We start from the raw sequence: 26,396 nt of genomic DNA, 5'->3' as shown, positions 1-26,396 counted from the left end.
GGTTTATATAAAATTTGCCTACAATCTACAAACAAATGCCGCGTGTAAATTTTACGTGTTTTTGGAAAATTTGAGGCAAAATCAGGAGCTGTAAAATGGGTCTATTTGATATTTTTAAAAAGCAAAAATTTGACGTTAATGTGCGCCCAGACGGCGTTTTTATAAACGGCGTAAACTACGAGTTTGATCTAGCTAAATTTAACGAAGCCTTGGGTCAGCCGCGCATGATTGATGACGGAGAGGGCAAAAGCCGCTATTTTTGGGATGAGGCGGGGATTTTTGCCTTCGTGCGCGCAGACGAGCTCGCAGAACCTAAGCTTTCCGAGATAAATTTGATGCTTGAGGTCGCAAAGGGCGTGCAGCACGAGGTTCCGCACAAGCTCTACGGCGGCGCATTCACGCTTGAGGGCAGGCCGCCGATTGAGGCCGTGCCGGAGCAGGAGCTGCGCGGCGCATATATATTTTTGGAGCTTAACCTGGGCAAATTCGAAGTCTCGCTAGCTCTAGCCGAGGCCGTGCAGGAGCGCATAGGCGCGATGGACTTTGCCGAGCGCTTCGCTAAGCGCGACACCGACGAGATCGCAGATATCGTGCGAGCTGCGAAAATGCCGATAGGGCGCGTCTGCATCAATCAGAAGGCGAAAAAGGTAAAGCGCAGGCCGAGCGATAAATTTAAGCTTCCGCGCGCGGCCGGCGAGACGCTCCTGTTTAAAAATTTCAATTTCAAAATCGCCGTGATGAACGAGCTGATGTATGAAAAAGCCCTGCTACAGCCCAAATTTGACGTGTTTGAGTACTGCGAGAAGCGCGGCGTCGATCCGTATGCGGATTTTGGCGCACTGCCGCAAGCCAAAAAGTGGTTCAAGGACTATCCGGTCCCTGCAAATCTGGCGGAGCAGGTGAGCGAGCTCTATCTTGACGGCGGAAATGAAATTTATCTGCAAATCGCGCCCGATTGGGACGGCGAGGATGATCTTTTCGACATTAAAAACATCGATGCCGCCGAGCTTGCGCCCTTCATTAATCTTAAAAAAATCGAAACGACCGGCATCGGTATATCTAAAAAGGCGCGAAAAGCCTGCGCGGATGCGGGGATTACGGTAGTTGATTGAGCGCGGAGATAAAATTTAAGCCATCAAATTTTGCGCTAAAAAGGGCAAAATTTGAGCTTATTTTAAGCGCAAATTATTCGCATGCGTTAGCGCAATAGCGATAGCGTCGGTGATATCAAGCGGTTTGATCTCCTTCGTGATACCGAGAATTTTCTTAACCATAAAGGCCACCTGCTCTTTGTCGGCCTTGGCTTTGCCCGTAACCGTTTTTTTAACCTGAAGCGGCGTGTACTCCGCAAAATCGCCGTGAAGCTGCAAAATTTTAAGACTAAGCGCCCCTCGAAACTGCGCGAGCTTCAAAACCGTTTTTGGATTATAAGCGAAAAATATGTCCTCGATCGCCACTTCGTCAAATTTATGATTTTTAAAAATCAGGTCGAGTCCCTCACAAAGTTCGGTGATTTGATACTGCAAAGAATTCGGTTTTATTTTGATTAGTCCCGCCTCGATCAAAATAGTTTTCACGGGCGTCTTTTCGACGATCGCATAGCCGCAATTTCGCGATCCCGGATCGATTCCTAAAATTTTCATCTCATCCTTTTCAACGGTTTTTCACGCTTTTTTCACGGCGTGAAAAACGAATTTCAACGCCATTTTAACAAATTTAAGATAAAATCTAGCGAATTAATCTTAAAGGCAAAAATTTGGTCGCAAACGAGGTTTTGGAGCTACTTTCCAAAGAAATTTTACCGTCGGAATTTGAATGCTATATCAAGCAGCTTAAATTTAACGAAAAAAGCTCAAATTCGACAAACGTCGTATTTAACGCGCCAAACGAGATTATCGCCAAATTTATCCAGACCAAATACGCCTCCAAAATCGCTCATCTTTTTGAGGTAAAAACCGGACAAAAGCCCGTGATCAACGTCCTAGCCGCGACCAAAATGCAAAGTAAACCGGCTAAAAAAGTGGACGTAAAAGAGATAAAAGCGCAAAGTAGCCTGCTAAATCCAAGCTACACTTTTGAAAATTTCGTCGTCGGCGACTCAAATCAATTTGCATTTTTAAGCGCAAAAGCGGTATCCGAGCAACTGGGTAAAATTTACAATCCTCTCTTTATCTACGGCCCAACCGGACTTGGCAAAACTCACCTTTTACAATCGGTCGGAAATTTTTGCCTAAACGGTGGCAAAATGGTCATTTGCGTCACGAGCGAGCAGTTTATCACGGACTTTACTTATAACCTCAACAATCACTCGATGGAGCGATTTCGAGAAAAGTACCGAAACTGCGACGTTTTACTCATCGACGACGTACAATTTTTAGGAAAAACCGATAAAATCCAAGAAGAATTTTTCCACACGTTTAACGAGCTTCACGCTAAAAACGGCCAGATCGTGATGACCTCGGACCGCCAGCCAAAGCTGCTAAAAGGCTTTGAAGATAGGCTAAGAACGCGTTTTGAGTGGGGTATTATCGCCGATATCACGCCGCCGGAGCTTGATACTAAAATCGCAATCATCAAGAAAAAATGCGAATTTGATAAAATTTACCTCGACAAAGACGTCATAAACTACATCGCAACAAACATGGGCGACAACATCCGAGAAATCGAAAGCGCGATAATAAATTTAAACGCTTACGCAAGGCTGATGAGGCAGGAAATCACGCTAGAGTTTGCAAAAAATATCCTGCGCGATCAGATAAAAGAAAAACGCGAAAACATAAACCTAGAAAATATCGTCGAGATCGTGAGTAAAGAGCTAAACGTCAAACCAAGCGAGATGAAAAGCAAATCTCGCTCGAAAAATATCGTCGAAGCTAGACGCATCGTGATATATCTGGCTAAAAATTTGACGCCAAACTCGATGCCGCAGATCGCACAGTTTTTTAACATGAAAGATCACTCAGCAGTAAGCCACAGCATCAAAAAAATAAACGAACTAATAGAAACGAACGAATATTTCAAAGTTCGCGTCGAAGAACTAAAGAATAAAATTTTAACCAAAGAGTAAAAACGTGAATAAAAGTGAAAAAATAATCAGTTTTTTTAACGCTGCAAATGCCCTATTTAAAGCAAATAAAAGCAGTTTTAAACTTTTCACGCCCCCTACTAATGCTACTAAAAGAAATTTAAAAACAAAAGGAAAAAAATGAAAGTCGCGATTAATAAAAACGCTTTAGAAAGCATCGTAACAAATAGCAATTCTTACCTAGAGAGAAAAGATCTAAGCGCTATAACTTCGCATATATTTATCGGAGCTAAAGACGGTATCCTAAATATAAAAGCAACAGACCACGAGATCGGTCTAGCCTATAAACTCTCAAACGTCAAAATAATGGACGAAGGAAACGCTACTGCAAACGGTAAGAAATTACTTGACATCATAAGAAGCTTAAAAGACGAAGAAATCACACTAGAGACGGTAAATAACTACCTCTACATAAAACAAAAAAACTCAAAATATAAGCTTCCGATGTATAAATTTGAGGATTTTCCAAATTTTCCGACGATAGAAAATAAAAATAAATTTGAAGTCGACGCCGTAATGCTTGGACGAAGTTTAAAAAAAATTTTTCCGAGCATAGATAATAACAACCCTAAATTTGAACTAAACGGCGCATTTATAGACATCAAGCAAAACTACATAAATATCGTCGGCACCGACACGAAAAGGCTTAGCGTATTTAGATTTGAAACGCCGACTCAGAGCGAATTTTCGCTAATAATTCCGAAAAAAGCCATTAGCGAGATACAAAAATTATTTTTTGATAAGATCGAAATTTACTACGACGACACGACATTGATCGCTCAAAGCGCAAATTTCGAGTTTTTCACAAAACTTATAAACGGCAGATTCCCCGACTACAACAGAGTAATCCCACAAGAGATAAAGAAAAGACTAAGACTAAGCAGAGACAAAATGGTAGAAGGCATCAAAACCGTCTCAATAATCTCTGAGAGCACGAAAATAGTATTTGCTCCTCAAACCATAAGCTTTGAAAGTATAGTCGAAGATAACTCTGAGGCTAAAACCACTATAGATTTTGCAACCGGACTAGAAGAAGAAATCTACGTCGGCGTGAAAAATAGATACTTGCTTGATTTCTTACAAAACATCGAAGAGGAACATTTCGAATTTGGATTTAACGACTCGAATTTAGCCTTTACGGTTAGCTCAAACGAGCTAAAAACGGTAATAATGCCGATAAATTTATAAAAATAAAAAGGTAAATAATGCAGCAAAATTACGGCGCGGAAAATATTAAAGTTTTAAAGGGACTCGAAGCGGTTAGAAAACGCCCCGGTATGTATATCGGAGATACCAACGTAAGCGGCCTACACCACATGATCTACGAGGTCGTCGATAACTCCATAGACGAAGCGATGGCGGGCTACTGCGATACTATAGACGTAGAACTAACGCGCGAAGGCTCTGCTATCATCACCGATAACGGACGCGGTATACCTGTCGATATGCACCCTACGGAGAAAATTTCAGCCGCTACTGTAGTTTTAACCGTACTTCACGCAGGCGGTAAATTTGACAAAGATACTTATAAAGTTTCAGGCGGCTTGCACGGTGTGGGCGTTAGCGTAGTAAATGCTCTTTCTAAAAAACTGGTCGTAAATATTAAACGAGACGGCAAACTACATAGACAAGAATTTTCAAAAGGTATCCCTCAAAGCGACCTTGAAGTTATAAAAACCACAAATAGAACCGGAACTCAGGTAGAGTTTTGGCCGGATGACAGCATTTTTGAAGTTACGGAATTTAACGATGAAATTTTAACTAAACGTTTTCGCGAGCTAGCCTATCTAAATCCAAAAATAACGATAAATTTTAAAGATCAAAGAAACGGTAGAAGCGAGAGCTTTCACTACGAGGGCGGACTTGAGAGCTTTGTAACGGATATGAATAAAAACGAAGCCGTAAGTAAAGCCGTATCATTTAGCGGCGGCGAAGAGGACGTTTTGGTTGATTTTGCGCTGATGTACAACGATACTTATAGCGAAAATTTACTAAGCTTCGTAAATAACATCAAAACCCCTGACGGCGGCACGCACGAGGCGGGATTTCGCGCGGGTCTAACTCGCGTGATAACAAACTATATCGCAGCAAACGCCGCAGCTCGCGAAAAAGACACTAAAATCACGGGCGAAGATATTCGCGAAGGCCTCATAGCAGTTATCAGCGTAAAGGTACCAGAACCGCAGTTTGAGGGCCAGACAAAAGGAAAACTAGGCTCAAGCTACGTAAAACCGATCGTTCAAAAGATGGTTTTTGAGGTACTTAGCAAGTATTTTGAAGAAAATCCGATCGAAGCTCGCTCGATAATGGATAAAGCGCTGATGGCGGCGCGCGGACGCGAAGCTGCCAAAAAAGCTCGCGATCTAACGCGTAAAAAAGAGGGTCTAAGCATAGGAACGCTGCCTGGCAAACTAGCCGACTGCCAGAGTAAAGATCCAACTATCAGCGAGCTTTATCTGGTGGAGGGCGACTCTGCGGGAGGTTCGGCCAAGCAAGGACGCGATAGGGTGTTTCAGGCGATTTTGCCGCTAAAAGGTAAAATTTTAAACGTCGAAAAATCGCGCTTAGATAAAATTTTAAAATCAGACGAAATAAAAAATATGATAACTGCTCTAGGCTGCGGTATCGGAGACGAATTTGACGCAGAGAGGCTTCGCTACCACAAGATCATAATCATGACCGATGCCGACGTCGACGGTAGCCATATCCAGACGCTGCTTTTAACGTTTTTCTTTAGATTTTTACACAAAGTCGTGGAAAACGGTCACATCTATCTAGCTCAGCCGCCGCTTTACCGCTATAAAAAGGGTAAAAAAGAAATTTATCTAAAAGACGAAAGAGCGCTGAATGAATTTCTAATAGAAACCGGCATCGAAGGGGTCGAGTTTGAAGGTATAGGAAACGCTGATCTTATAGACTTTTTAAAGATAGTCGCGGCTTATAGAAGCGTGTTAAACGAGCTTGAAAAGCGATTTAGCGTGATTTCTGCGGTTAGATATATGATCGAAAATCCGGACATCGTCTCAAAAAGCTACGCTGAAATTTTTGAAATTTTGAAAAATTATTTAGAAGCTCAGGGACACAATATCCTAAACTCCTACGTTAGCGAAGAGGAAGCTAGAATTTACGTACAAACCGAAAGCGGTTTGGAAGAGCTTTTGGTAAATGAAAATTTATTTACAAATCCTCTTTACGAAGAAGCGCTTTACATCAGTCAAAAGATAAAAGAGCGCGGTATCGAGCTAAAAGGCGACGTGATAGACGTACTAGACGAGATCGAAAAAAATGCCAAAAAAGGCGCCTATATACAGCGCTATAAAGGCCTTGGTGAGATGAATCCAGAACAGCTATGGGAAACGACGATGAACCCTGAAAATCGCCGTTTGCTAAAGATAAACATAAACGATGTAGTAAGCGCCTCAGATACGTTTAATCTATTTATGGGCGACGAGGTTGAACCGCGAAGAAACTACATACAAGAGCATGCAAAAGATGTGAAACATTTGGATGTATAAATGCTAAAATCAGAACTAAAAGAACGATCAAATAGGTTTAAAACCGCGCTCGAGGTATCCTCGATATTTATTTTTAGCGTTATTATTTTGGTCTATATTTTCATTAAAAAAGACCAAATCGAATTTGACGCAGACGATATCATTTTGATCACGATTTTGGTTTTGTGTCAGGTTTATTTTACGGCCTACAAAATTTACCAGAGTTTTCAAACGAGCGTACTTGATCAAGTCACGAAAGCCTATAATAGAGACGAAATTTTAAGACTTTTATCAAAGCAAGCTTCTAAATTTAAAGGCAAAAGCGGCGGCAATATGCTAATGCTAAAGATCGAAAATTTAAACGATATAAACGAGCGTTATAGCTTTGTTAGCACCGATATTTTACTGAAACGACTAGTCGAGCGACTGGAGAAATTTCTAAACGAAAAAGTATCTAAAAACACGCTCATCGGTAGATATTCAAACGAGTATTTTCTGATCTTTTGCGAGAGTAAAAGTACTGAGCTCATCCACCTTTTAAACGTTTTTGAAAAGAGTATTTTAAGCGACGGAATCTACAATATCGAGCTAAAGATCAAATTTGACGCTATCGACATAAATCACTCGGTAAGCCTCAAAAACTCGGTTTCTTATCTTATCCAAAAGCTAAACGAGAGCGATATCGACGATAAAGTCGACATCACCGACGATCTTGAAAAAGACGTCTGTAACTGCATCGATATGCAAAGATTTATCTTCCAAACTCAGCTCGTTAAAAGCCTTCGTTTCGGGCAAAATTTGAAAAATATCATTGTAAAAGTTTACACCGATAAGCAAGGTCTCGTCTCAAAGGCAAAAGTGCAAAATATCGCGAATAAAAACGGCTATGAGGTGCTTTTTGACATAAACGTTATCAAAAAGCTATCCGAGTTTAAATTTAAAGACGAAGATCCGATCGTGATCGAAATTTCGTCGGTTTCGATTAGAAATTTAAAATTTACGAATTTTATAAAAGAGTTCGTCGGGCTGGGTAAAATCGATCCAAACCGCGTTATTTTCGAGTTTAGTGAGAAGCTAGTATATGATGAGATAAATAGATTTAGAGAAATTTTAACGGAGTATAAAAACCTCGGTTTCCGCTTTGCGCTTAATAAATTCGGCGGCAACAACGCGGGCTTTGAATATTTTAAATATTTGCCGATAGATTTTGTTATCTACGACATCGAATTTAACAAAAATATCAAAAACGACAAATTTAAAACTCTGTTAGAAAATCTAAATTTGACCGCAAAAAGAGTAGGTGTAAAATCCATCGTGAGATTTGTGGAGGACAACGAGTTTTACAACATCGCGGAGCGCTATCAGACTGACTTCGCACAAGGCTTTTTCATAGAGAAGCCAAAAGAAATTTAAAGGAAAAAAATGCAAGAAAATGAGGTCGTAGAGCCAAAATACGGCGAGAAAATAATAAGCGAATTTGACGTAGAAAAAGACCTAGAAATATGGGAAAATAAGCACGAGCACGACTATAAGATCAAGATCACGCTGCCAGAGTTTTGCTGCTTATGCCCGCGATCTGGGTATCCTGATTTTGCGACGATTTATCTTGAGTATGTGCCGGCTAAATTCGTCGTCGAGCTAAAAGCGATCAAACTTTACATCAATAGCTTCATGACGCGAAACATCAGCCATGAAGATAGCATAAACGAAATTTACGAAGTTTTAGAGCGAAAGCTAGCACCAAAATGGATGAAGATCACGGGTGATTTTAACCCGCGCGGCAACGTCCATACGGTGATTGAAATTTGCTCGGACGAGATAATCAAAAAAACGCAAGAGCAAAGCGTTGAAACGCCTAAATTTGAGAAATTTTCGCGAGATAGCGAGCGTAGTTTTGATAGAGGCGGTTACGGCGGACGTGAGTCTAAATTTAGCAAAGACGGCTCTCGCGGTAAGAGTTTCGGAGCCGATAGAAGAGATACAAAAACCGGCGATAGAAAACCTCGCGCGAGTAAAGATAAATTTGATGATAAACCGCGAAGAACAGGCAATAAAGATGGCTTTAAAAAGCCTGAATTTGCCGGCGAAAAGCGCGCTCGCGTCGTGAAAAAATCGGACGATAAATGATAAGCGCACAGCTGATCGAGCATATTTTTAAGGCTGCGTCCATCTCGCGCTGGAACGACTATCCGAAGATGACGAATTTAGTCGAGCTTGATAAGCAGGCGCATAAATTTATCATCGCGTATTTCATCGCAAAGCTCGAGCATAATGCCGATATGAACTACATCATCGAGGCGGGTATTTTCGAGTTTCTCGCGCGAGTAGTGGTCACGGATATACGCCCGGACGTTTTTCATCAAATGCAAAAAACCAAAAACGAGCAAATCAACGCTTGGGTGTTAACGATCCTAGAAGGGCTCGTAAAGGACGTCGAGGGCGGTAAATTTTTAGAGCGGATGCGCCGCTATCTCACGCACAAAGACAAGGCTCACGCCAAAGAGCGTCTGATCCTAAAGGCCGCTAGTTACTTAGCTACTCGCTGGGAGTTTTCGATCGTTTATCAAACTAGCAAATTTCTAAGCGACATAGACGAGCTAAAAGCGCGCGTGGAGGAGGAGTTGGAGGATTATTACGAGCTAATAGGCGTGCGTAAAATCGTGATGAATCAAAAGCTAGCCAAACTAGTCGATCTAGCCGGCAGACTGCGCTTTCAAAAGCGCTGGGCGCAGACGCCGCGTATACCTGAAACGGCAGTGCTTGGCCACATGCTAGTCGTGGCGATTTTGAGTTATTTTTACTCTCTTGAGGTTAAGGCCTGCAAATCAAGGCTAGAAAATAACTTCTTTTGCGCGCTCTTTCACGATCTGCCCGAGTCGCTAACGCGCGATATCATTAGCCCCGTAAAATACGGTATCGAAGGGCTAAACGAGATAATCAGCGAATACGAAATGCGCCTGATAGACGAGAAAATTTTGCCTTTCGTGCCTGAAAATTTTAGAGACGAGTTTAGCTATATCCTCGGTATCCGTATGGAAGGCGGCAAATTTATCAAAAACGAGTTTGAAAATAGAATTTGCGAGAAAAAGCCTCTGCATCACGAGGGTACGATGGAGAACGTAAACGAGGATAAATTTAACGCCATCGACGGCAAAGCGCTTAAATTTTGTGACAAGCTCGCGGCGTTTTTCGAGGCGGGGATCTCGATCAGCTACGGTGTGAAGTCAAACGAACTAACCGAAGGCTTTAATAATATGGATAAATTTTTTCAGAAAAATCAGAGCTTGGACGGAGTGAATTTTTTAAAAGTTTGCGATGATTTTAAGGAGCATTTTTCGCTTTTGCAGGTTTAAAAACCCTCCCTCAGATGACTGCGGCACACGCCTAGCCTAAGTGCTCTGCTGTGTTCCCACCCTGAAGCGGTGCCTAGAAGAGACATTGCACAGGTCTAAGAAAGGGCAAAAGCGATTTTACTCAAATTTTACTTAAATATATTTTAGGCGGCAACATGGGATTTGATATAAAATGTAAATTTTTGTCGTTGTTTAGGGAGTTTTTGGTCTATCACCACCGCTCGCTCGAGTTTCGCGCGAAGATATTTGCGGCTATCATCTCGGCCAAACTCAATCCCGAAGAGGACGATTTTGCAAATTTATACGATATCTCGAGCGAAATTTACGGCGACGACGATAACCGCAAACGCGTACTTATCGAAACCACCAGAGAGTATGTCTCCCGTATCAAACGCAAAGACCCGATGACGCTTGATAGCTTGCTCTTAGCGATCGATCAGGCCATCAGAGCGAACAAAAACTACGCGCTAAAGATCGACTTCGAGCACCTACGCAGGCTCATAGACGCCGACGAACACGAAGGTCTCGTGCAGCAGCGCGTGTATGATTTTTTACTCTATGAGGTAAAAACCTACGCGCCAAACAGATAAAACCTCAAATTTGAATTAAATTTTGCTTACTTTTGCTGTTTTTTTGCGGCGTTTTATTATGGATTTGATTTTTGGGAGGCGATACGCTCGATAAGGGCATTTATAAAGGGTCGGTATGCCTGAGGCCGGTAGCACAACCGACATAAATTTTACCGTCAAAAAGGCCGGTATCTACGAGATAAGTTTCATCTACGCACAAGATCTGCAAAAGCAAAAAGAGGAAGAAAAACTCAGCGAAGAGGCCTTCCCGGGATACGGCAGCGACGCGTTTACGAAGTGGTTTTGCCAGAAGTCTACGGGTGCTAAGCTGGCCGGATACTACGGTTATACGACGCAAGGCGTCCCTGAGCCAATTGGCACGAGTGAAGAGGAAAAAGCGGCCTGTACTGGCGAAAAAATATTGCTAAAAGTAGTACCAAAATCCATACAAAATCGCAAAATAAACTACGTAAAAGGCAGTGAGGTAAACGATCTAAAACAAAATTTAAGCACCCTAACCGAAACATTTGATCTGTCAAAATACGGCGCAACTTCATGGTACAGCGCGCCAAACGGAGGCTTTGCTCACGATAAAGTTTTGCTCCGCGCAGAGCTTTAAAAAGGCGAATATAGCGTAAAAGTGCAGGCTCTAAGCGACGCGCCTAAGCTAAAAAAGATCGTGACCTTTATTAAAATTAGCAAATATCACAACTGGAAATAAAAATTTACCGTTTTTGCAAGTCAAATTTGACTAAATTTACTAAAAATTTCTAAGTCCTATTTCTAAATTAGAACGTATCAAATTTGGATCAAATTTAGCCTTCGTCTGCGTCAAATTTCCGAAATTTTCGCCGGTATCTAGGAAATTTTGCAAGTAATAAACGCCCCTATATCCGTGCTCGTACAAAATCTCGCTCATAGCAGAGATATCGGCCTCGTCTAGCAAGTCCGCATGTACCGTCGTTCTAACCTCAAATTTAAGGCTACTTTGCAGCAAAAACTCAAGCGTTTGCAAGAAGTTTTTATACAAAATCGAACCGGTAACCTTTAGAAATTTCTCTTTCGGTGCTTTAAAATCAAGCGCGATGTAGTCGATCAAATTTAGCGAGATAGCCTGCCCGAGCACGGTCAAATTTGAGCCGTTGGTATCGACTTTGAGCGAAAATCCGCGTGACTTTACTTCGCTAGCTAGCGGTAAAAACGCTGGGCTAAGCGTGCATTCGCCGCCGCTAAAAACCACGCCGCTAAGCTTGCCTTTGCGCTTGTCTAAAAATTTGATAAACTCGGCATGGCTAATCTGTCCCGTGCCAGTGACGATAGGGACGTTGTAGCAGTAGGCGCAGCGCATATTGCAGCCCGCAAACCACGCTATACAGGCCGTTTTGTCGGGGTAGTCGAGGGTTGTAAAGGGGGTGAGCGAGTAAAGCGGAAAATCAGCGTCTTTCACGTTTTACTCGCAGGAGTTTAGTGGGATTTTGGCTCGCAAAATTTGACGCGCTCTTTGTGCTCGCCTTTTTTACCGAGGTTAAAGCTCTCTACAGGGCGGTGGTAGCCCATTACGCGGGTGTAAACGACGCATTTCGTGCGTTTTGCCTCAAGCGAAGCTAGGATTTCTTTGTCGCTCATTTGTCACTCCTTGATAATTGATGTCAAATAGTATAGCACTTTATAAATAACTGCCGTCTTAAATTTTACGTGATTTTTTGTTTTTCAGTCGTTGTTAAAAGTATGGTAATATCCGCGTTACGATTAAATTTAAAATAAAGGAAAAATATGGCGAAAGTCAAATTTCACGGCGCGGACATCGCGCTAAAAGGCGAAGAGGTATTTGTGGGCTCGTATGCGCCAGAGGTCGCGCTAGTTGGGCAGGATCTAGGCGAGTTTAAGGTCGGCGGCAACAACGGCATCGAGATACTAGTGGCTGTCCCGTCGCTAGATACGGGCGTTTGCGCGACTGAGACGCGTAAATTTAACGAAAAAATGGCCGCGAAACAGGCGATCAAACTAAGCGTGATCTCGATGGATCTGCCGTTTGCGATGGGGAGATTTTGCTCTACGGAGGGCATCAAAAATTTAAAAGTCGGTAGCGACTTTAGAGCTAGAGAGTTCGGCGAAAAATACGGCGTAATCATCGGCGAAGGACCGCTTGCGGGGCTTTTAACTAGAGCAGTTTTTGTCATCAAAGATGGCGTTATCATCCACAAACAAATCGTCCCTGAGATCACGGAGGAACCGAACTACGATGCGGTATTTGACGCGATAAAATCAAGTGGAGGCTGCGGCTGCGGGTGCATGTAAGCCGATAAATTTAAAGACCGCAAGATAAAAATTAACTATTTCTATCTTCTAGTCTTTTATTTAGAATGCTAGTAGCGACTGTTTTTTCTGTGCCGCTACTAGTCTCTATCTTTCTTCTTAGATCAGAATCGCTTAAGTCTTCGCATTCTAACTTTGTCTTTTTAGCTTTTGCCATCTCTCCCATAAAGGCTTTTCCAACTTCAATAACGCCTATTCCAATACCCTTAATTATTTTCTTGGCTACTTCGCCTGCATCCACAATAAATCCTTTTTCATGATAATGGTGAAATAGTTATTCTATTACTTCTACACTTTGGACAACAATTGGGTGTTCCACTGCCTGCTCTACTTGTCCATTCATATTTGCATTCTAAACACTTTGCCCTATAAACTATTTGTTTTTGTGCTGCATTTTTGTCTGATTGATTTGTCATTATAACTCCTTCTAAAATAGATTTTATTTATCCTATAGGATAAAAAAGTGAGTGAGAATTTTAATATTTTTAGTGATGAGGAAATCTTTAAATTTTATCAATCTATATCACAAAAGGTCCGTATATTTAGAGAAGAAAGAAATATTTCACAACTTGAAATGGCTCTTAGTATAGATATTAAATCCGTGGCATTTTACTCAAATTGTGAAAACAACAAATATAATAAACATTTTAATTTGGAACATCTGTATAAAATCTGTAAAGTTTTAAATTTGGATATTAAAGATTTTTTTTGAATAAATTTTTGATGCTACTTTGTAATGAAATAGCATCAAAATTTGACCCAAATTTACTGGCAGTTTACTGACACCCCTCGCACTCGATCGAGCGATCGGCGACGTTGTTTAGCTTTTCGCTATCAGGGCTTTCGGAGCGTAGATAGTAGGTCGATTTTAGTCCCAGCTCCCACGCAAGCGTGTAAATTTCGCTCAGGTATCCGCCGCTGGCTTTGTCTAGGCTCATGAAAATATTTAGGCTCTGGCCCTGGTCGATCCACTTTTGGCGGATGGCGCCGGCACGCACGAGTACGCGCTGATCTAGCTCATACGCAGGCGTGTAGAACTGCCACGTCTCAGGGCTGAGATTCGGTACTACGTTTGGTATCATACCGCTTAGATTGTGCTCGAACCATTTGCGCTTATACACGGGCTCGATCGTCTGCGTGGTGCCTACGAGTATGCTGATGCTAGACGTCGGTGCGATCGCCATAAGATAGCCGTTTCGCATGCCGTCTTTTCTGACCTTTTCGCGTAGTTTGCTCCAGTCGCAGGCATTCTCGTCAAATAGCCCTCCTCTGTCGTTTAGAAGCGCTTTGGCGTTTGCATTTGCCGTGTCGATAGGCATCACTCCCCTGCTCCACTTTGAGCCTTCAAAGAGCGGATAAACGCCCTTTTCTACCGCCAAATTTGAGCTGGCGTAGATGGCGTTGTAGCTTATGTTTTCCATCACGCTATCGATCAGCGCTAGGTGCTCGTAGCTGCCCCATTTCACGCCGCGCTCGGCTAACATCTGTGCCTCGCCCATGACGCCAAGGCCGATCGAGCGAGAGGCTAGGTTGGTGTGTTTGACCTTTTTGTGCGGGTAGAAATTTAGATCAATGACGTTATCTAGCATGCGTACGGCGATCGGCACGACGCGCTCGATGTCTTCTTTTTTGTTGATTTTGCTTAAATTTATACTCGCGAGGTTGCACACGGCGGTTTTGCCCTCGACGCTTTCTTTTTCGACGATGAAAATTTGTTTCCCATCAATGCTATCTAGAGCGCTTAGTTTTTTGGCTTTTTTGGTTATGCCGCTATCAACGGTGACGTCTTCTTCTTCGTCAAATAGCCGCTCGGAGCCGTTATCAAACGTGATCTTGATCTTGTAGTAGTTTGGTTGCGTATTTTGGAAAATTTCGGTGCATAAATTCGAGCTTCTGATGATACCGTCGTGGTCGTTTGGATTGGCTTTGTTTGCGTTATCTTTAAAACACAAAAACGGCATGCCCGATTCAAAATAGCTAGTTAAAATTTTCTTCCACAGTTCCTTTGCCATGACGACGTTTTTTTGGATCTTTTCATCGTTTTCATATGCTAGGTAGCGAGCCTCGAACTCATCGCCGTATAGATCGCACAGATCGGCGACCTCTGCGGGATCAAAGAGAGTCCAGCGCGCGTTTTCTTTTACGCGTTTCATGAAAAGGTCGTTTATCCAAAGCGCAGGGAACAGCTCGTGCGCTCTGCGGCGCTCTTCGCCCGAGTTTTTGCGCAGATCCAGGAAGTCGCTCACGTCCATGTGCCACGGCTCGACGTAGACGGCTATCGCGCCCTTTCTCGTGCCTAGCTGATCGACGGCGACGGCGATATCGTTTGTGACTTTTAGAAACGGGATGATGCCGCCGGCTGCATTTTTATGTCCGTCGATGCTGCCGCCCATAGCGCGCACCTTGCACCAGTCCCAGCCGATACCGCCGCCAAATTTGCTAAGAAGAGCCATCTCTTTGTAGCTATCGAAAATCCCCTCGATATTATCAGGCGTGCTTCCTACGTAGCAAGAGCTTAACTGATGGCGCGTCGTGCGGGCGTTTGATAGCGTCGGAGTGGCGAGCATGACTTCAAATTTAGATATGAGGTCGTAAAATTTCTTCGCCCAGCCTTGGCAGTCTAGTTCGTTTTGCGCGAGGAACATCGCGATCGCCATAAACATCTGCTGCGGTAGCTCGATTGGAGCGCCGCTGCGGTCTTTGATGAGGTAGCGGTCGTATAGCGTCTTGATACCAAGATAGGCAAACTGAAGGTCGCGCTCGGGCCTTATGTAGTCGTTTAGGTCGTCTAGATCGTATTTTTCTTTTAGCCCTGGGATGACGCGGCCTGCTTTTTCGCCTTTTTGTAGGTAGTCGCGCAAATGGTTATAGCCGCTAAAACCCGTGACCTTGTGGTAAAGGTCGTATAAAAATAGCCTCGCTGCGACGAAGGTCCAGTTTGGGCGGTCAATGTCGATCTTTTCGACGGCTGTTTTGATGAGGGTTTGCTGGATCTCTTCGGTCGTTATCATATCGCGAAACTGAATTTTCGCATCCACCTCAAGCTCGCTTAGGCTCACGTTTGCTAGCCCTGCGACCGCCTCGCTCGTGTATTTTTTGATCTTGCTTACGTCAAGCTCTTCCGTGCGCCCGTTTCGTTTGATTACTTTCAAATTTTTTCCTTATTTATAATTTTATAAGCTAAGCCCGGCAAAATAGGGCAAACAAGCGATAAAAGCGTCAGCCGTTTTATCTCCAAGCCATTTAACGACTCCCATTAGCTTCGATTTTTTCTCTTGATTATCTTTGCAATTCTCAAGCTCGCTAAGCAGTCCTTTTAATTCATCCTTTAAATTTTCAGCAAGAATTTCATCTGGAATTTGATCTATTTTTTCCATCGTGCTTTTGATGCTAATATTTTGAGTGATATTAGCATTTGCTGTGTTTGTATTATCATTATGTATATTGACTAAATTTGAATGGTTTGTTGCTGCATTGTTGTCTTCATCTTGAAGCTTTGCAACTAGGACACGTAATTTATTAATAAAACATTTTAATTCCTTGGGATATCCTTCATAAATAGTCTTGCCGGTATCAAGATCTATTATATAATTGGATGAAACATGTATATTATAATCTCTGTATTTATCTTCTAAATCACATAAAAATTCTTCTATTTCTTCATAGCTTTTATTTTTTGATAAAATACTATTCGCAGCACTTATATCATCTTCTATCAGTTTAATTTGTTTTTCATTTTTCATCTATAAACACCCTTTTAAATATCCCATCCACGTGCCTGGCGTAATACGCATAATCAAAGCACTCTTTTATCTCGGCTTCGCCCAGGCTTGCGCGCAGCTCCTCGTCGGCGAGTAAATTTTGTAAAAACAGACTCTCGCCGTTTTCGTTTATCGCCTTTTTGCCCTCTTGCAGATCCGCCCAGACCTTCATCGCGTTACGCTGTACGATCTTGTACGCATCTTCGCGCGAAATCCCGCGCTGCGGAAGCTGCAGAAGCACGCGCTGAGAAAAGACGAGCCCGCCCGTTAAATTTAGATTTTTCATCATATTTTCCGGATAAACTACCAAATTTGCGATCAAATTTGTAATGCGCGCTAGCATGAAATCGGCCGTGATGAAGGCATCGGGCAGTATAAATCGCTCAACCGAGCTGTGGCTGATGTCGCGTTCGTGCCAGAGCGCGACGTTTTCAAGCGCAGGCGTCACGTATGAGCGCAGCATCCTGCAAAGGCCGGTGATGTTTTCGCTAAGTACGGGATTTCGCTTGTGCGGCATCGCGCTAGAGCCCTTTTGACCCGGGCTGAAGTACTCCTCGGCCTCGTAAACTTCCGTCCTTTGGAAGTGACGCACGGCGACGGCGATCTTTTCGCAGGTGGCGGCTAGGACGGCGATCGCACTGATGACGTGGGCGTAGCGGTCGCGCTGGATGACCTGATTTGACGCCGGGGCGGGCTTTAAGCCGAGCTCGGCGCAGGTTAGCTCCTCAAACTCGAGCGGTGCGTGAGCGAAGTTCCCCATCGCGCCGCTTAGTTTGCCGTAGGCTGCGACCTCTTTGGCGTCCTGCAGCAGCTTTAGCGCGCGCGCGACTTCGTCGTACCAGACCGCAAGCACGAGCCCGAAGGTGATCGGCTCGCCGTGGATGCCGTGGCTGCGGCCGACCATCATCGTGTTTTTGTGCTCCTGCGCTCTGGTTTTGATCGCGCTCATGAGGCCTTTTACATCCTCGATAATGAGCTCCATGCTGCTTTTGATCTGAAGCGCGACGGCGGTGTCGATGCAATCTGAGCTAGTCATGCCGTAGTGCACGAAGCGGCTCTCCTCGCCCAGGCTCTCGCTCACGCTCGTCAGAAACGCGATTACGTCGTGCTTGGTCGTCTTTTCGATCTCGTCGATGCGCGCTACGTCAAATTTTGCATTTTTGCAAATTTTATCGCAGTCCTCGTTACTAATAAAACCTAGCTTATTCCACGCTTTGACCGCGGCCTTTTCGACCTCTAGCCACGCACCGTATTTTGCCTGCGTATTCCACTTCTGCGCCATCTGTTCGCGCGAATATCTCTCTACCATCTCTTTAGCCTTTTTTATGCGAATTTTTGTATAATTTTTTAAGGAAAGATTATACAAAAACTGGGCTGAAAAGGCGGTTAGTATCCGCTAAATTTGCCCTTAAATTTTAGATTTAAAGAGTGAAAATTGCCTTATATTCATAAATTTATCACGCATGCCGAAGGGCAAAAAGCGTATGAAATTTTGCTACAAAACGGCTATAAAATGCGCGAAGCTCAGCGCCTCATCGACAAAGGCCGACTTATCTGCGACGGCACGGTCGTCAGCGAGAAAAACGCATTGCTAAGCGGCGAAATTTGTCTGATAGAGTATGAGACGAATCCACGCGGTTTACAGCCGATTTTTGAGTGCGATAAATTTGCCGTTTTTGATAAGCCAAGCGGCGTGCTCAGCCACCCAAACGGCAGGCACTGCGAGTACTCGCTAAATGATGAAATTTGGTCGCTCTACGGTCGCGAAGCCTCAGTCGCACATCGCTTGGACTGTGAAACGAGTGGACTCATCGTCGTAGGTAAAGATAAAAATGCGGTCGTAAATTTGAAAAAACTTTTTGAAAATCGGCAGGTTTATAAAAGCTATGTCGCACTGGTGCACGGCAAGATAAGCGAAAATTTGCGTATCGAAGCGAATATGGATCTAGCAAACGACTATGACGACGTGAAAATAAGAATGCGAATTTGCGAGGACGGCAAAAGCGCGGTTACGGAGATTTTGCCGATAAAGTATTTTGCCGATATCGATGCGACGCTGGTTCGAGCCGTACCGCTCACGGGCAGGCAACATCAAATTCGCTTGCATTTGTTCCACGTGGAACATAAGATTTTAGGCGAACCGCTCTACAGTCTAGCACGGCCGCAAATCGAGAAAATTTTAGATAAACAGATGAGTGAAATCGAGCGAATTTTAACGACCGGCGCTCCCAGACTGCTACTACATTCGGATGAAATTTGCTTTAATTTTGACGGCGTAGAATACAAAATAAAATCCAAATTTGACGCTAGAAACGAGTTTTATAACCTCGTAAAATCAAAATAAAAGATAAGCAATGAAATTAGATATCTAGCAACTAAAATCAGAATTTGAAAGCGAACTAAATACGCAAAATTGGTTTAATAATGTAGGTAATCACTCGCTACATGCCGATAAAATTTTTGCTCCGCTTAGTGTTAATTTTACAAAATTTTAGCAGCTATCAAAGCTACTAAAATCAAACGAATGGAGTGATATCGATCTTGATATATTTTCCAAAATTTGTCGTTTTAGCGATCAAATTTTGTGGCAAAACTCGCTGGCGGATGAGCTCGTAGGCGCGACTAGAGAGATTTTATCGGTTGAGAAAGAGCGTTTGGTTCAGGATATTCTGACGGTACGTCTTACCGATTGAAGCTTATGATTATTCGGTGCTTCCGATTGTTTTGCGCACATTTCAAGAGTGCGGTATACGTAAAATTTGCCCGAATTTCCGCATTGATTTCAATACAAATTTGCTAAAAATATTAAATTTAGGCTACCCTCCTTGCGGTTGGGAGTATAATATACCAAAGCCCCGACAGGCTTATAATCCGATTACATTTGTAGGCGATAGCGTAAGACGGCAGGATAAATTTAGCTACGACGGCGGAATATTGTATGTTTATTAAAAAATAAAATTTAATCGTAACTCATAAACTTTATAGCAAAAATTATAGAGCAAAATAAAAAACGAGTTATCGTTGTTTCTATCTATTTGCTCTCTTAAGAATGCTATATCATCAGTCGCATTTGTCATAAAAAGCCGTTTTTATAATCAGTCCAAGACCGATAAAAACCACAATGCAAACGAAAACTATTTGGGATATATCAAGCAGCGTCATTTTGCCGTCTTGGCTATTGTTTTGCCATTTGTTTGATTGTTGCGCTCTTTTAGCTGACCACACGCCGCGCTGATATCTAGCCCCTTGCTTTGCCTGATAGTGCAGGTCACGCCGTGATCGCGCAGGTACGTCTGAAATGCCTCCATATCGGCTGTGTTTGGACGACCGTATTCGCTACCCTCGTGTGGGTTAAAGTAGATCAAATTTACCTTTGCCTTGATGCCGTGCAGCAGAGAAACGAGCTTTTTGGCATCCTTTATGCCGTCGTTCATGTCTTTTATGACGAGATACTCAAACATCACTCGCTTGCGCATATCGATCGGAAAGCCCCTCACCGCCTCCATAACGGACTCGATTTTGTAGGCGTTATTTATAGGCATCAGTTTGCTACGAAGCTCGTTAGTAACGGCGTGCAAAGATATCGCTAACAGCACGCCTAGATCCATCTCACCGAGCTTTTTTATCTGGCTACCCAGCCCGCTTGTACTAACGGTCTGGCGGCGCGGAGCGATAGCTAACCCATCGTTTTCCTTTAAAATTTTTATGGCTTTACTAACGTTTTCTAGATTGTCCAGAGGCTCGCCCATGCCCATATATACGACGTTTACGCGGCGCTCGTAGGGGATTTTGTTTTCTCTTTTTATCCATAAAATTTGCCCCACTATTTCGCCTGGCGTTAGGTTTCTCGTTAGCCCGCTCTTACCCGTTAGACAAAACGAGCAGCCCATACGGCAGCCTACCTGCGAACTAACGCAGATAGTATAACGAGCGTGGCGCGCTATCTCGCCATTTTCGTCGCTGATCTCTTCTTTCATCGGCAGTAGTACGCTTTCTATCCGCAGCCCGTCTTTGAGCTCGAAAAGATATTTGATAGAGCCGTCGCTGCTCTGCTCAAATTTGACGCATTTTAGCGGATCGAGGTAAAACTCCTGCGCCAAATTTGCGCGCAGATCCTTTGGCAAATTTAGCATTTCATCAAAACTTGTTGCGTTTTTTTTGTATAGCCACTCGAAAATTTGCTTCGCACGAAACGGCGGCGAGAGCTGTTCTTTTAGCTCATCTAGTGTAAAATCAAGCAAATTTTTCAAATGATTTCCTTTTGTTTTAGGTATTTTTCGAGCTCTTTTTTGGCTTGCTCGTGATTTTTTATAAAATCGGCATGTGCGTTTTTGTCGCAAAAATTCGTCGCTACGAATATGCCGTAAGCCGGGATTTGAAATTTTTGCGCGACTTTAAGAATGGCAAAAAATTCCATATTTTCTAAAAAATATCCGCGATCAAAAAGCTCGTGAGCTAAATTTTGATCGGTTGTAATGAAATTTGAGGAGTTTACCTTGCATGTTCCACGTGGAACAATAGAAGCGATTTTGCTCTCTATCGGCGAATAGCTCTTGTTTTCTAGGCTTGAAATTTCGATGTTTGCCGCGGCCGAGCTCTCGTAAATTTCAAAAACTTCGCCGTCTTTGTAAAGTCCTGCCGAGCCTATAAAAATGATTTCACTCGGTAACGCGTTAAGAATTTTATCCGGGTTTTGTGAGGTTTTTACGCTTTGCAAAATAGGCGAATCTATCAAATTTAGCCTCTCGTCAAGTTGCCGATTGGCCGTCAAATTTTGCTCGTATCTACCGCAACCATCAACCATAGCTCGCTTTTGCAAAAGCGCCGTCAAATTTATGCTCATATCCACTAGCCCCACGCCCATAGGTAGAGCGAATACAAATACTTCGTTTCGTCCGGCTGAAATAATCACGCCCTGCCCTTTTGCGCGTCAAATTTGAACTCAAATTTCACAGCCTAACCTCGATGCCTTGCTCTCGCAAATATTTCTTAAGCGCCTTGATTTCGATCTCTCTAAAGTGAAAGATAGAGGCTGCCAAGCACGCGTCCGCGCCCGCTAAAAATGCGTCCTTAAAGTGCTCCATTTTGCCCGCGCCGCCGCTTGCGATGACGGGAATATCAAGCGCGCTAAAAATGCGCGTCAAATTTAACTCAAAGCCATTTTTGACGCCATCGCAGTCCATCGACGTGAGTAAAATTTCGCCAGCACCGCGCTCCTGCGCCTCTTTCGCCCACGCTAGAGCGTCCTTGCCCGTATCTAGCCTGCCGCCGTTTATAAAAACGCTGTAGCCCTCGCCTGTTTTCTTTGCGTCGATCGCAACGACGACGCACTGCGAGCCGAATTTATTTGCCGCTTCGTCTATCAAATTTGGATTTTTTATCGCGGCTGAGTTGAGGCTGATCTTGTCGCAGCCCACGTTTAGCAGGCGTGAGATATCGTCGATCGTGCGGATGCCGCCGCCAACGGTCAGCGGGATAAAAAGCTCGCGCGCGACCCGCTCTACGACGTCCACGATCGTATCGCGCCCAAGGTGCGATGCCGTAATGTCGAGGAAGCACAGCTCATCCGCACCCTCCTCGTTGTAGCGTTTGGCTATCTCGACCGGATCGCCCGCGTCTACGAGACCTACGAAATTTACGCCCTTTACCACGCGTCCGTCTTTGACGTCAAGGCACGGGATTATGCGTTTTGCAAAATGATTCATCGCTCTTCTTTAGCTAAATTTTGACTTTATTTTAGCTAAATTTGACTTATCTAATCATTACATAAGATATTTTTGGGTAAAATCGGCGAAAATTTAAGGTAAATTTACGCCGATGCCGCAAACATCGGTGTGCTTTAGGTGGGTGCAGGGAGCTTGCTCCCGCCCGTAAAGAGTGGCTTCGCTACTCTGCGGAGTTAAAATGGAAAATATTAAAGCAAAAAAATGCTTCGGGCAAAATTTTTTACACGACAAAGCGACGCTAAACAAAATCATCCAAGCGATTCCCAAAGATACGCGAAATATCGTTGAGATTGGGCCTGGCTTAGGTGATTTGACATTTAGAATTTTGCGGATTTGCGGCGTAACTAGCTATGAGATAGATACCGAGCTTTTTGCGTTGCTACAGAAAAAATTCGCAAACGAAATTCAAAACGGACGATTGAAACTTTTTTGCAAAGACGCGCTGGATCAGTGGAGCGAAGACGGCTTAAACGATGAGCCGTATTTTTTAGCGGCAAACCTGCCCTACTACGTTGCTACGAAGATGATCCTAAATGCGATCGAAGACGAGAAATGTCGCGGCCTGGTCGTGATGATACAAAAGGAAGTTGCGCTTAAATTTAGCGCAAAAAGCGGTGATAGAGATTTTAGCTCTTTGGCGATTTTAGCCTCGCTTCAAGGTAGCTGCGAGCTACTTTTTGACGTGGATGCGAGCTACTTTAACCCACCGCCGAAGGTGACTTCCTCGGTTATAAAACTGCAAAAAAGTAAAAATTTAATAGGCGAAACGGGTATATTTGAGAGTAAATTTGAATATGAAAAATTTAAAACTTACCTCAAAATCGCCTTTAGCGCGCCTAGAAAAACGCTGATGAAAAATTTGAGCTCAAGCTACGAAAAGCCCGAAGTCGAGCGAATTTTCAGCATGCTAAATTTGAGCGCAAACATCCGTCCGCATGAGCTAAATGTCGATCTTTATCTAGAAGTATTTAAAAATTTAAAGGAAGATAATGAACGACAAAAACGAAGAAAAAGCGGTAGTTTCTCAGGGTAAGAGCAATAAAAAGCGCAGATTTCGCCCGAGAAATAAAAATAAGCAAGAAAATTTAGACCAAAACACGCAAAACGGCGAGCAAAAAGCTAGCCAAAGTGTGATAGATAATTTCTTTTTAGAGCCTTTTGACGGCGGCGAACAGCATGCCCAAAACGGCGAGCAAGCTAATACTAACAAACAAAACGGCAAAAGAAATCGTAGTAAAAATGGCAAACAAAACTCCCAAAATAGCGCGCAAAGCGAAAACAAAAACGCTAACAAACAAACCGCAAACGTCGAAAATCAAACGGGCGAAGCTAAGCCGAAAAAACAGCGAAAGCCGAAGAAAAATTTACCTGCCAAGCTAAGCGGAAACGAGCAGTGGCAGCAAGATATCGCCGCGTCTATGGAGGCAAACAAGGCCGTCCACGAACTGCGCCTGGAGCCGATGAAATACCTAAACTCGACCGATCACAGGATCCGCATAACGCCTCTTGGCGGACTAGGCGAAATCGGCGGAAATATGACCGTATTTGAGACCGATACGAGCGCGATCATCGTGGATATCGGCATGAGCTTTCCTAGCGAGAGTATGCACGGCGTGGATATCCTGATCCCCGACTTTGACTACGTGCGTAAGATAAAAGACAAGATAAAAGGCGTCGTCATCACGCACGCCCACGAGGACCACATCGGCGCGGTGCCCTACTTTTATAAAGAATTTAAATTTCCGATTTACGCCACGCCGCTGCCGCTTGGTATGATAAATAATAAATTTGAAGAGCACGGATTAAAGCAGGAACGTTCGCTTTTCCGCTCGGTCGAAAAGCGCAAGCCGTATTTGATAGGGGATTTCGAGGTCGAGTGGATACACATCACGCACTCTATCATCGACGCTAGCGCGCTAGCCATCACGACAAAGGCGGGCACTATCATCCACACGGGCGACTTTAAGATCGACCACACGCCGATCGACGGCTACCCAACAGACCTTGGCAGGCTCGCATACTACGGCGAGCGCGGCGTGCTGTGCCTGATGAGCGATAGCACGAACAGCTACCGCGAGGGCTTTACTAAAAGCGAAAGCAGCGTGGGTAAGACCTTTGACGCGATTTTTTCCAAAGCCAAAGGCCGCGTGATAATGAGCACTTTTAGCTCCAACATCCACCGCGTATATCAGGCGATCGACTGGGGGCTAAAATACAACCGCAAGGTCTGTGTCATCGGCCGTAGCATGGAGCGTAACCTTTACACGGCGATGGAGCTTGGCTATATTAAGCTCGATAAGAAAATTTTCATCGACGCTAACGAAGTCGGCAAATTTAAAGATAACGAAGTACTGATCGTCACAACCGGCTCTCAGGGCGAGACGATGAGCGCGCTGTACCGCATGGCTACGGATGAGCACAAATACATCAAAATAAAGCCGACTGATCAGATCATCATCAGCTCAAAAGCGATCCCAGGCAACGAAAGCAGCGTATCGACGGTGCTAAATTTCCTCATCAAATCAGGCGCTAGCGTCGCGTATCAGGACTTTAGCGAGATACACGTGAGCGGTCACGCCGCGCAAGAGGAACAAAAGCTGATGCTGCGCCTGATAAAGCCTAAATTTTTCCTCCCCGTTCACGGCGAGTACAACCACATCGCAAAGCATAAAGAAACGGCCGTAGCCTGCGGCGTGGACGAGCGAAACATCTATCTGATGAGCGACGGCGATCAGATGGAAATTTGCCAAAAATACATGAAGCGCGCCAAGACCGTAAAAACGGGCAAGGTCTTTATCGATAACCAAATCAACAAGCAAATTTCAGACGACGTCGTGATCGATAGGCAAAATTTGGCTGAAGCGGGCGTCGTGATGATCATCGCGCAAATTTCCCGCCACGGCGCTAAGCTCATAAACAAGCCTCGCGTTATCAGCTACGGGCTCGTGGGCGATAAGCAAGACGGCGAGTTTAGAAAAGAGATGGAGGGAGTGCTGGAGCAGTATCTAAGCAACGTCAAAGAGGAGCTTTTAAAAGACGGCAGGATACTCGAAGGGCAGGTACGTCAGGTCATCCGAAAACACATCTTTAGAAAAGTCAAAAAATACCCGACTATCGTGCCTATTATCTATCTAATGTAAGGGGAATTTATGCAAACAATTAACCAAATCGCATCAGAAGTTTTAGAGATAGAAGCAAACGAGCTTTTAAGGCATGCTAAAAATTTAGCCATAGAAGATGCTGTAAATTTGATATTTAACGCAAAAGGCAAGGTTATAGTCACAGGCGTGGGCAAGAGCGGTCACATAGGTGCAAAGATCGCTGCCACGCTTGCAAGCACTGGCACGCCAAGCTTTTTCTTGCACCCGACAGAGGCTATGCACGGCGACCTTGGAATGATAGAAAAAGACGATGTTTTGTTAGCCATTAGCTTTAGTGGCGAGAGTGATGAGCTTATTAAAATTTTGCCTCACGTAAAGCGCTTTGGCGTAAAAATTGTCGCCATGGCAAGGAGCAAAACAAGCTCGCTTGGTAAATTTAGCGACGCATTTATTAGCATTGACGTAGAGAAAGAGGCCTGCCCGCTAAATGCTGCTCCAACAGCATCAACTACGCTAACGTTAGCTCTTGGCGATGCGTTAGCTGTTTGTTTGATGCAAAAACGAGGTTTCAAAAAAGAGGACTTTGCAAATTTTCATCCAGGTGGCAGCCTTGGCAGGAGGCTATTTTTAAAGGTCAAAGATGTGATGAGAAGCGAAAATTTACCGATAGTTCGCTGGAATGCGAGCCTAAAAAAAGCAATTGATACTATGACACACGGTAAACTTGGCACGGTCCTAATCGTCGATAAAGATGGTGTGTTAGATGCTATTTTAAGCGACGGCGATCTTAGACGTGCACTTATGCGAGAGGACTTTGACCTAGACGAGCCAGCAATGAAATTTGCAACCTTACATCCAAAAGAGATAAACGACAAGGAAATGTTAGCCGTGGATGCGTTAGCTTTAATAGAAAAGTATAAAATTCAGCTTCTAGCCGTTGTAGAAAATGGCGTGCCCGTGGGTGTTTTACACATCCACGATCTTGCAAATT

General features: G+C 43.9%; 24 protein-coding genes, 1 other RNA gene and 1 pseudogene. 15 read left to right on the top strand and 11 right to left on the bottom strand.

Going from position 1 to position 26,396, the window contains the following annotated elements; all coding sequences use genetic code 11:
- Positions 1–95 precede the first annotated feature (95 nt).
- Positions 96–1,112: a hypothetical protein gene (locus tag Q0386_RS05080; RefSeq protein ID WP_299027979.1), complete on the top strand. Its 1,017-nt coding sequence runs from the start codon at positions 96–98 to the stop codon at positions 1,110–1,112.
- Between the two features lie 57 nt (positions 1,113–1,169).
- Here Q0386_RS05080 and ruvC read toward each other — a convergent pair whose 3' ends face one another.
- Entirely contained in the window at positions 1,170–1,643 is a 474-nt protein-coding gene (gene ruvC, locus Q0386_RS05075) for a crossover junction endodeoxyribonuclease RuvC (protein WP_298055869.1), read from the bottom strand.
- 113 nt (positions 1,644–1,756) lie between these two features.
- On the opposite strand from ruvC, the gene dnaA reads away from it, so the two are divergent.
- From dnaA to Q0386_RS05045, 6 genes and pseudogenes are all read left to right on the top strand, one after another.
- Positions 1,757–3,067 carry a chromosomal replication initiator protein DnaA gene (gene dnaA, locus Q0386_RS05070; protein WP_299027976.1) on the top strand — a complete coding sequence of 437 codons (1,311 nt, stop codon included), beginning with the start codon at positions 1,757–1,759 and terminating at the stop codon, positions 3,065–3,067.
- Between the two features lie 138 nt (positions 3,068–3,205).
- Positions 3,206–4,273 (top strand): DNA polymerase III subunit beta, encoded by a 1,068-nt coding sequence (gene dnaN, locus Q0386_RS05065; RefSeq protein WP_299027973.1) that lies wholly within the window; start codon positions 3,206–3,208, stop codon positions 4,271–4,273.
- 17 nt (positions 4,274–4,290) lie between these two features.
- Positions 4,291–6,600, top strand: coding sequence for a DNA topoisomerase (ATP-hydrolyzing) subunit B (gene gyrB, locus Q0386_RS05060; protein ID WP_299027970.1), 2,310 nt, complete (start codon positions 4,291–4,293; stop codon positions 6,598–6,600).
- Positions 6,601–7,992, top strand: a complete 1,392-nt coding sequence (locus Q0386_RS05055; protein WP_299027967.1) for an EAL domain-containing protein — start codon at positions 6,601–6,603, stop codon at positions 7,990–7,992.
- 9 nt (positions 7,993–8,001) lie between these two features.
- Positions 8,002–8,400 (top strand): annotated as a pseudogene (gene queF / locus Q0386_RS05050) (preQ(1) synthase); the annotation flags it as partial.
- Between the two features lie 302 nt (positions 8,401–8,702).
- Positions 8,703–9,932 (top strand): HD domain-containing protein, encoded by a 1,230-nt coding sequence (locus Q0386_RS05045; protein WP_299027964.1) that lies wholly within the window; start codon positions 8,703–8,705, stop codon positions 9,930–9,932.
- A 4-nt stretch (positions 9,933–9,936) separates the two neighbouring features.
- Here the strand turns inward: Q0386_RS05045 and ffs are convergent.
- Positions 9,937–10,034, bottom strand: an RNA gene (gene ffs / locus Q0386_RS05040) — signal recognition particle sRNA small type.
- Positions 10,035–10,087: 53 nt separating this feature from the next.
- On the opposite strand from ffs, the gene Q0386_RS05035 reads away from it, so the two are divergent.
- A complete protein-coding gene (locus tag Q0386_RS05035; protein WP_299027961.1) occupies positions 10,088–10,522 on the top strand; it encodes a hypothetical protein in 435 nt (144 codons plus the stop codon).
- Between the two features lie 115 nt (positions 10,523–10,637).
- A complete protein-coding gene (locus tag Q0386_RS05030) occupies positions 10,638–11,120 on the top strand; it encodes a hypothetical protein (protein WP_299027958.1) in 483 nt (160 codons plus the stop codon).
- A gap of 141 nt (positions 11,121–11,261) precedes the next feature.
- On the opposite strand, the gene Q0386_RS05025 is transcribed toward Q0386_RS05030, so the two are convergent.
- Positions 11,262–11,948: an anaerobic ribonucleoside-triphosphate reductase activating protein gene (locus Q0386_RS05025; protein WP_299027956.1), complete on the bottom strand. Its 687-nt coding sequence runs from the start codon at positions 11,946–11,948 to the stop codon at positions 11,262–11,264.
- Positions 11,949–11,965: 17 nt separating this feature from the next.
- Positions 11,966–12,127, bottom strand: coding sequence for an anaerobic ribonucleoside-triphosphate reductase (gene nrdD / locus Q0386_RS05020; RefSeq protein WP_009494742.1), 162 nt, complete (start codon positions 12,125–12,127; stop codon positions 11,966–11,968).
- 147 nt (positions 12,128–12,274) lie between these two features.
- Between nrdD and tpx the strand changes: the two genes are divergently transcribed.
- Positions 12,275–12,799, top strand: a complete 525-nt coding sequence (gene tpx, locus Q0386_RS05015) for a thiol peroxidase (protein ID WP_299027952.1) — start codon at positions 12,275–12,277, stop codon at positions 12,797–12,799.
- A 31-nt stretch (positions 12,800–12,830) separates the two neighbouring features.
- Here the strand turns inward: tpx and Q0386_RS05010 are convergent, their stop codons facing one another.
- A complete protein-coding gene (locus tag Q0386_RS05010; RefSeq protein WP_295145066.1) occupies positions 12,831–13,058 on the bottom strand; it encodes a hypothetical protein in 228 nt (75 codons plus the stop codon).
- A gap of 222 nt (positions 13,059–13,280) precedes the next feature.
- Here Q0386_RS05010 and Q0386_RS05005 point away from each other — a divergent pair, with 222 nt between their 5' ends.
- Positions 13,281–13,529: a helix-turn-helix transcriptional regulator gene (locus tag Q0386_RS05005; RefSeq protein WP_299027949.1), complete on the top strand. Its 249-nt coding sequence runs from the start codon at positions 13,281–13,283 to the stop codon at positions 13,527–13,529.
- A gap of 64 nt (positions 13,530–13,593) precedes the next feature.
- On the opposite strand, the gene Q0386_RS05000 is transcribed toward Q0386_RS05005, so the two are convergent.
- Genes Q0386_RS05000 through purB form a run of 3 tightly spaced genes read right to left on the bottom strand, consistent with a single transcriptional unit; the run spans position 13,594 to position 17,887 of the window.
- Entirely contained in the window at positions 13,594–15,969 is a 2,376-nt protein-coding gene (locus Q0386_RS05000) for a ribonucleoside-diphosphate reductase subunit alpha (protein ID WP_299027946.1), read from the bottom strand.
- A 21-nt stretch (positions 15,970–15,990) separates the two neighbouring features.
- A complete protein-coding gene (locus tag Q0386_RS04995; RefSeq protein WP_299027943.1) occupies positions 15,991–16,560 on the bottom strand; it encodes a hypothetical protein in 570 nt (189 codons plus the stop codon).
- Positions 16,550–17,887: an adenylosuccinate lyase gene (purB, locus tag Q0386_RS04990; protein ID WP_299027940.1), complete on the bottom strand. Its 1,338-nt coding sequence runs from the start codon at positions 17,885–17,887 to the stop codon at positions 16,550–16,552. Before purB ends, Q0386_RS04995 begins: the two co-directional genes overlap by 11 nt.
- 126 nt (positions 17,888–18,013) lie before the next feature.
- On the opposite strand from purB, the gene Q0386_RS04985 reads away from it, so the two are divergent.
- Positions 18,014–18,922 (top strand): RNA pseudouridine synthase, encoded by a 909-nt coding sequence (locus Q0386_RS04985; protein WP_299027937.1) that lies wholly within the window; start codon positions 18,014–18,016, stop codon positions 18,920–18,922.
- 814 nt (positions 18,923–19,736) lie between these two features.
- Here Q0386_RS04985 and rlmN read toward each other — a convergent pair.
- The 3 genes from rlmN to hisF are packed head-to-tail and all read right to left on the bottom strand — an operon-like array spanning position 19,737 to position 22,283.
- Complete coding sequence (gene rlmN / locus Q0386_RS04980; protein ID WP_299027934.1) at positions 19,737–20,828, bottom strand: 23S rRNA (adenine(2503)-C(2))-methyltransferase RlmN; 1,092 nt, start codon at positions 20,826–20,828, stop codon at positions 19,737–19,739.
- The gene (locus Q0386_RS04975; protein ID WP_299027931.1) at positions 20,825–21,490 is read right to left on the bottom strand and encodes a purine-nucleoside phosphorylase; all 666 of its coding nucleotides are present in this window, start codon (positions 21,488–21,490) and stop codon (positions 20,825–20,827) included. The genes rlmN and Q0386_RS04975 overlap by 4 nt, the downstream gene beginning before the upstream one ends.
- Before the next feature lie 37 nt (positions 21,491–21,527).
- Positions 21,528–22,283 carry an imidazole glycerol phosphate synthase subunit HisF gene (hisF, locus tag Q0386_RS04970; protein WP_299027928.1) on the bottom strand — a complete coding sequence of 252 codons (756 nt, stop codon included), beginning with the start codon at positions 22,281–22,283 and terminating at the stop codon, positions 21,528–21,530.
- Between the two features lie 199 nt (positions 22,284–22,482).
- Here hisF and rsmA point away from each other — a divergent pair, with 199 nt between their 5' ends.
- The 3 genes from rsmA to Q0386_RS04955 all read left to right on the top strand — a co-directional run.
- Positions 22,483–23,337 (top strand): 16S rRNA (adenine(1518)-N(6)/adenine(1519)-N(6))-dimethyltransferase RsmA, encoded by an 855-nt coding sequence (gene rsmA / locus Q0386_RS04965; protein WP_299027925.1) that lies wholly within the window; start codon positions 22,483–22,485, stop codon positions 23,335–23,337.
- Positions 23,294–25,444, top strand: coding sequence for a ribonuclease J (locus Q0386_RS04960; RefSeq protein ID WP_299027922.1), 2,151 nt, complete (start codon positions 23,294–23,296; stop codon positions 25,442–25,444). The genes rsmA and Q0386_RS04960 overlap by 44 nt, the downstream gene beginning before the upstream one ends.
- 9 nt (positions 25,445–25,453) lie before the next feature.
- The coding region (locus Q0386_RS04955) for an SIS domain-containing protein (protein ID WP_299027919.1) at positions 25,454–26,396 on the top strand (943 nt) is incomplete at its 3' end.

Source organism: uncultured Campylobacter sp. (assembly GCF_938045625.1).
Taxonomy (GTDB): Bacteria; Campylobacterota; Campylobacteria; order Campylobacterales; family Campylobacteraceae; genus Campylobacter_A.
This window is presented reverse-complemented; position numbering and strand designations above follow the sequence as displayed.

What these genes read in the sequence shown, in the direction of transcription:
- nrdD (WP_009494742.1), bottom strand. Translation starts at nt 12,127, where the DNA reads ATGAGCGACAAAGAAATCCTAGCTTCGCTTGAGGCAAAACGCACGAAA.
- Q0386_RS04995 (WP_299027943.1), bottom strand. Translation starts at nt 16,560, where the DNA reads ATGAAAAATGAAAAACAAATTAAACTGATAGAAGATGATATAAGTGCT.
- tpx (WP_299027952.1), top strand. Translation starts at nt 12,275, where the DNA reads ATGGCGAAAGTCAAATTTCACGGCGCGGACATCGCGCTAAAAGGCGAA.
- hisF (WP_299027928.1), bottom strand. Translation starts at nt 22,283, where the DNA reads ATGAATCATTTTGCAAAACGCATAATCCCGTGCCTTGACGTCAAAGAC.
- rsmA (WP_299027925.1), top strand. Translation starts at nt 22,483, where the DNA reads ATGGAAAATATTAAAGCAAAAAAATGCTTCGGGCAAAATTTTTTACAC.
- dnaN (WP_299027973.1), top strand. Translation starts at nt 3,206, where the DNA reads ATGAAAGTCGCGATTAATAAAAACGCTTTAGAAAGCATCGTAACAAAT.
- Q0386_RS05035 (WP_299027961.1), top strand. Translation starts at nt 10,088, where the DNA reads ATGGGATTTGATATAAAATGTAAATTTTTGTCGTTGTTTAGGGAGTTT.
- ruvC (WP_298055869.1), bottom strand. Translation starts at nt 1,643, where the DNA reads ATGAAAATTTTAGGAATCGATCCGGGATCGCGAAATTGCGGCTATGCG.
- Q0386_RS05030 (WP_299027958.1), top strand. Translation starts at nt 10,638, where the DNA reads ATGCCTGAGGCCGGTAGCACAACCGACATAAATTTTACCGTCAAAAAG.
- gyrB (WP_299027970.1), top strand. Translation starts at nt 4,291, where the DNA reads ATGCAGCAAAATTACGGCGCGGAAAATATTAAAGTTTTAAAGGGACTC.
- Q0386_RS05080 (WP_299027979.1), top strand. Translation starts at nt 96, where the DNA reads ATGGGTCTATTTGATATTTTTAAAAAGCAAAAATTTGACGTTAATGTG.
- purB (WP_299027940.1), bottom strand. Translation starts at nt 17,887, where the DNA reads ATGGTAGAGAGATATTCGCGCGAACAGATGGCGCAGAAGTGGAATACG.
- Q0386_RS04960 (WP_299027922.1), top strand. Translation starts at nt 23,294, where the DNA reads ATGAACGACAAAAACGAAGAAAAAGCGGTAGTTTCTCAGGGTAAGAGC.
- Q0386_RS05045 (WP_299027964.1), top strand. Translation starts at nt 8,703, where the DNA reads ATGATAAGCGCACAGCTGATCGAGCATATTTTTAAGGCTGCGTCCATC.
- Q0386_RS05055 (WP_299027967.1), top strand. Translation starts at nt 6,601, where the DNA reads ATGCTAAAATCAGAACTAAAAGAACGATCAAATAGGTTTAAAACCGCG.